Below are 5827 nucleotides of genomic sequence, written 5' to 3'. Positions count from 1 at the left end.
AGGACTTGGTGCGAATTCAGAGGGTGGCAAGTTGGCCATCGCTAACAAGGACGGAAAGTGGGGTGCGGAACTTGCTTTGACTCCAGATGGTGGCTTTTTGGCCATCAACAACAAGGACGAGAAGCGAGTTGTGGGACTTGGTGTGAATCCAGAGGGTGGCAAGTTGGCCATCGCTAACAAGGACGGAAAGTGGGGTGCGGAACTTACTGCGGATCCAGATTATGGTGGTAAGTTGGCTATCCTCAACAAGGAGGAGAAGCTAATTGGGCAACTCAGGGCGTCTCCATTTGGTGGCGAGTTGGTCTGCGCTAACGAGGACGCGGCGGCAGTTGCGATACTTGGTGCGAGTTTTGATGGTACTGGCGCGTTGGTCATCAACGGCGAGATAATAACCTTCTCAGCACCATAAAAAAAGACCGCCGGGAATTAACCCGACGGTACTGAAGAGCCCCTCAAATACACCACTAACGAGCCAATATCGCATGGTATTCTAGTAGTAGATTTGGCCCAGATCTCTAAGAGAGAATCGTGACAGTACAAAGGGGTATCACCTATGAAATGCGTGCTAGGTTTGGCTCTGGTAGTGGTCTGTTTGCCTGCTAGCGATCTGTATTCAGGCACACTAGAAGTCTGTCCGACTGGTTGTGCGTACTCGACGATTCAAGATGCGGTCGCTGCTGCGAGCAACGGCGATGAGATCGTTGTCGCACCCGGCACGTACACCTCCACACAAGATGGCCATGTTGTGAATATGCCTGATCAAGCAGTTACGCTTCGAAGCTCTGATCCAACTAATCCGAGTGTAGTCAACTCAACGATCATCGACGGACAAAACGCTCGACGAGGTCTTTATTGTGATTCCACTACGTCAACGAACACGATTATTGAAGGCTTTACGTTCGTCAATGGTTTAGGGAACAGTGATGGGGGAGGCATGTTGCTTGACGCATCCATCACAGTACGAAACTGTGTATTTCAAAATAATTCGGCAGGCTATGCTGGTGGAGGCCTACGTATTTCTAATTGCTCTGCTTCGATCGAGCAATGTGAGTTTCGTAATAACACAGCTGTCTGGGGTGGTGGCATGAGCATTGCCGGGGCAGAGGCCAATCCAAGTGTTGCCGATTGTAGATTTGTGGCTAACCAATCTCAGGAGGGGGGTTGTGGCGGGGCAGTATCTGCTTGGTTGTGTAACGCAGTGTTTGATCGGTGCATATTTGAAGACAATCTAAGCAACTGTGGCGCAGCTATTTTTATGGCAACCCAAGGAGATGCATACTGGCCACATGTTGCGTCATCTGTGTTCTGTGGCAATGTAGGAGGTCATTTTAGTTCAGATGACTGGACTGATGCTGGTGGTAATGTCTTTTTCGAGCTATGTGATGATTGCAACGACAACGGGATTTTAGATTGGCACGACATTGGTGAAGGAAGCAGTCTCGACTGCAATGAGGATCTTGTTCCAGATGAGTGTCATATCTTTGTTGATTGCAACTCCAATGGGGTGTTAGATCTGTGCGATCTCTATTCTGGTAACAGCTTGGATTGCGATCAAGATGAAGTTCCGGACGAATGCCAACGAGTCGTAGGTGAGTTTTCGCAAATCGTATGTGGTCTTAATCAGGTTGGTAAAGAAGGAACACCAGGCACCATTTACCCAGAAAATGACATGTGGATCCCACTTGTTGGTGCGGATAGCGACATAGCGTTTCCATCGTTAGTGCTCATGGCTGCTGAAGTAGGTCAGGGTCGAGTGATAGTCGATGGAGGAGTATTATGTGGCCAGCTTGAGCTTTACGATAATTGGGAGTTAAATCTCAATGTGATTTCATATCTGACTGCGGATGGCGAGTCAATTATTGGATATACAACGGGGCACAATGAATATGCTCCATCCACTACGGATCTCGAGAGTCTTGCCTCGACAGTTGGCATTGACATGGTGCCAATTCCATCGCCAATCACCGAAGAATCGCTCCAGCAATACACTGCACTGATCATTGCTGATGCGAAGGGGCAGATTACTGAGGATGAGATCGATGCCATCGAACACTGGGTCGATGACGGAGGCCGATTATGCCTCACGGGACTTGGTTGGGTATGGGACCACTATTATGACAATACTTCCATGGAAGAATATCCCATGAATCAACTGGGCCATCGTTTTGGTGCCCGGTGGTTAAAGAAATACAACACCAATGCATTTGACTCGTTCTACTTCGATCTGAACCCCATGAGTGTTCCAGAGAGTATTGAACGAATCATGCAGATGCACGATGTTTATGGCAGTCAATTGCCGAGCATTCTTGAAACCAACCCAGCTCAGAGGGACTCGTTCCTAGAGGCGCATGCAACTCTGGCAATTCCTACAAAGAACTTTGCCTGGGATCACCCAGATCGGGAGAACGTATATCAGGCCTACAAGGCCCTTATGGAACAATGGCCAGACTACTACGCTCGATGGGGTTCATTTGATGAAGAGATAGAGTCTGTGAGTGCCTGGGTTCGTGAGCGGGCCTGGCTGACATGGCGTGACAGCTTAGAGCTCACTGATGAAAAGAAGCAAGAAATTTCGGATCTCGGTCAGTTGGCAGGATTGAGGCAGTCGTTATTTATGAAATACAATATGTTGCTGCTCGAAAATGACCAGCTTGATATCCCTGAAATTCAAATGATTGATGATCTGTGTGATCTAACACCACAGGGAATGTTGACACTCAACTCGATATCAGCGATCGATTGTTTAGGTGGTGCACCTGGCATAATCAATCTGCGTGGTATGGGCAATGGCGTCAATGTATTTTGTATGGACGTTGGACAAGTCTCTGGAAATCCATTTCCTTCAGATGTTCAGCCACAGGCCAGCGATGGATTTGTTGAGGTGGTTGCGCATGAGGCAAATCATGTTGTTGATGTCATCGCAGCCAAAGATGAGCAGTGGAGTGAACGAAAGATGCAGCTCATTTCGGATGCGGGCGAGGAGTCTATGAATTACCTACAAAGTATGATCGATGATGGATACTTCGTTGCTGCACCTCAAGAGTTCTTTGCATCGATTGCTAATCAATGGTTTGTGAAGAGCTCGGTTGTCATGGAATTAGGAATGACTCGATTTGATCAAGGGCGGTTAGATCCTATCAACCAGGCTCTATTTTTCGCAGACACGTATTCGCAGGGTTCATCAGTGACATGGTTCTATACATCAGACACGACAGGAATGCTCACAAGAGAGCCGGTGCTCTTGTTGCGTGATGGAAATGGTCGTGTTGATGGTTTTGATCACGATGGCATTAGGTATGACTTTGTTCTCGATGGTGATGGTCGGGTGCAGTCTTATAGTTCTGTCAGTGGAATAACGGGCGGGTGTTGTGTTGATGGCATATGTATTCCGGTACATGAGGACACCTGCCTGATAGCAAACGGTCTGTATCTGGGACATGGTGTTGTATGTGATTCGGAAGCATGCTTTGTATGCCCTGGCGACATTGTTCTGGACAATGTTGTAGACCTTCTCGACTTCACGGCATTCCTCATTCAGTTTGGTCAGGCTGGTGCAGGTCTCTCAGCTGATCTCGACGGCGATCAAGACGTTGACATCGACGACTTCTCTGAGTTCCTGATCAACTATGGCAATGACTGCAATGCGCCGCTGCGTGCAGCGCCCGCCGGCGGATCAAAGAAGTCGCCCAGCAACGAGCGCTGATCAGGAAGCCTGGATGTCGCTCGAGAACCTCAAATACCGCACTAACGAGCCAATATCGCATGGTATTCTAGTAGCTGTCCTTTTATAAGAAGGGCGTGGAGAGGAAGAGAGCTTCTTGGAGTGAAAAAACATGGCAGCACGTGGCGTATTGTATTTTTTGTTACTGGCCATCAGTAGTGGTGTGTATGGGCAAGACGTCACCGAGACGAAGCTGACGACCTTCGATTGGGCGGCAGGGGACCAATTCGGCCGTAGCGTTGCAATCTCAGGTGGTTATGCCGTGGTCGGAGCATGGTTAGACGACGACAACGGGAGCAATTCCGGCAGTGCTTATATCTGTGAGCGCGATGGCTTGGGTAACTGGAATGAAGTCCAAAAGCTGACTGCTTCTGATGGGGCGGAAAATGACCGATTTGGCCTTAGCGTTTCAATCTCAGGTGATTATGCGGTGATCGGCGCGTACGAGGAAGACGACAACTACTCCTCCGGCAGTGCATACATCTTTGAGCGTGATGGAGCGGGTAGCTGGAATGAAGTCCAAAAGCTGACTGCTTCTGATGGGGCGGAAAATGACCGATTTGGCCGTAGCGTTTCAATCTCAGGTGAGTATGCCGTGATTGGTGCGGACCTAGCACACGGCAACGATTTTTATTCCGGCGGCGCCTATATCTTCGATCGCGATGGTGATGGTAACTGGAATGAAGTAGCCAAGCTAACCGCCTCCGATGGGGCGTACAATGACCGTTTCGGCTGGAGTGTTTCAATCTCAGGTGACTATGCCGTGATCGGCGCGATTGGCGGTGGCTACAACGGGACTTGGTCCGGCAGCGCGTATATCTTCGAGCACGATCGCGATGGGAACTGGACTGAAGTAAATAAGCTGACGGCCTCCGATGGGGCGGCAGAAGACTACTTCGGCGGTAGCGTTTCGATCTCAGGTAACTATGCCGTGATTGGTGCGTACGGTGATGACGACGACGGCAGCTACTCCGCCAGTGCGTATGTCTTTGAGCGTGATGGAGCGGGCGTCTGGTCAGAGGCGCAAAAGCTAACCGCCTCTGATGCAGCGGCTGGTGACTACTTCGGCTACAGCGTTTCAATCTCAGGTGACTATGCCGTGATCGGCGCGGGTTGGGACGACGACAACGGATATTCTTCCGGCAGCGCGTATGTCTATGAGCGTGATGGCCAAGGCAATTGGTCTGAAGCTGCGAAGCTGATCGCTTCCGATGGGGCGGGCTATGACAACTTCGGGCGTAGCGTTGCAATCTCAGGTGGTTATGCCGTGGTCGGCGCGCCTGATGATGACGACAAAGGAACTAATTCTGGCAGTGCTTATATCTTTGATCGCGATGGTGATGGAGACTGGATACAGTCGGCGAAGCAGACCTCGCCTGCTGATGATGACTTCTTCGGCGGTAGCGTTTCGATCTCTGGTGAGTATGCGGTGGTCGGCGCGGGTTGGGACGACGACAACGGATCTTCTTCCGGCAGCGCGTATGTCTATGAGCGTGATGGCGCAGGCAACTGGAATGAAGTCCAGAAGCTGACTGCCTCTGATGGAGCGGCAGAAGACTACTTCGGCTTTAGTGTTTCAATCTCAGGTGACTATGCCGTGATCGGAGCGCCGCACGACGACGACACCGGGCCTGATTCCGGAAGCGCGTATATCTTTGAGCGCGATGGCTTGGGTAACTGGAATGAAGTCCAGAAGCTGATCGCCTCCGATGGCGATGCAGAGGACTACTTTGGCGGTAGCGTTTCGATCTCAGGTAACTATGTAGTGATCGGATCGCGTTCCAGACTCAATATTTCTTCCGAAAGTGCGTATGTCTTTGAGCGCGATGAACTGGGGAACTGGTCGGAAGTACAGAAGCTGACCGCCTCTGATGGCGCCAGCGGTGATCTCTTCGGCGTTAGCGTTGCAATCTCAGGTGGTTATGCCGTGGTCGGCGCGGTTTATGACGACGGCAACGGTAGTCGTTCCGGCAGCGCGTATGTCTTTGAGCGCGATGGCGCTGGCAACTGGTTTGAGGCGGCGAAGCTGATCGCCTCCGATGGGGCGGAATGGGACATTTTCGGTGAGAGCGTTTCGATATCGGGTGACGATGCCGTGATTGGTGC

The 5827-nt window shown here is 50.8% G+C and carries 3 protein-coding genes; all 3 read left to right on the top strand.

Annotated elements, in window-relative coordinates:
* The coding region (locus P8J86_02855; GenBank protein ID MDG2053624.1) for a hypothetical protein at positions 1-409 on the top strand (409 nt) is incomplete at its 5' end.
* A gap of 144 nt (positions 410-553) precedes the next feature.
* Complete coding sequence (locus P8J86_02850; protein MDG2053623.1) at positions 554-3703, top strand: hypothetical protein; 3150 nt, start codon at positions 554-556, stop codon at positions 3701-3703.
* Between the two features lie 130 nt (positions 3704-3833).
* Positions 3834-5827, top strand: a 1994-nt coding sequence (locus P8J86_02845) for an FG-GAP repeat protein (protein ID MDG2053622.1), incomplete at its 3' end; no start/stop codon positions are given.

Source organism: Phycisphaerales bacterium, assembly GCA_029268515.1.
GTDB lineage: Bacteria > Planctomycetota > Phycisphaerae > Phycisphaerales > SM1A02 > JAQWNP01.
Note: the sequence above shows the minus strand (reverse complement) of the source record. Positions and strands in the feature narration are given on the sequence as shown.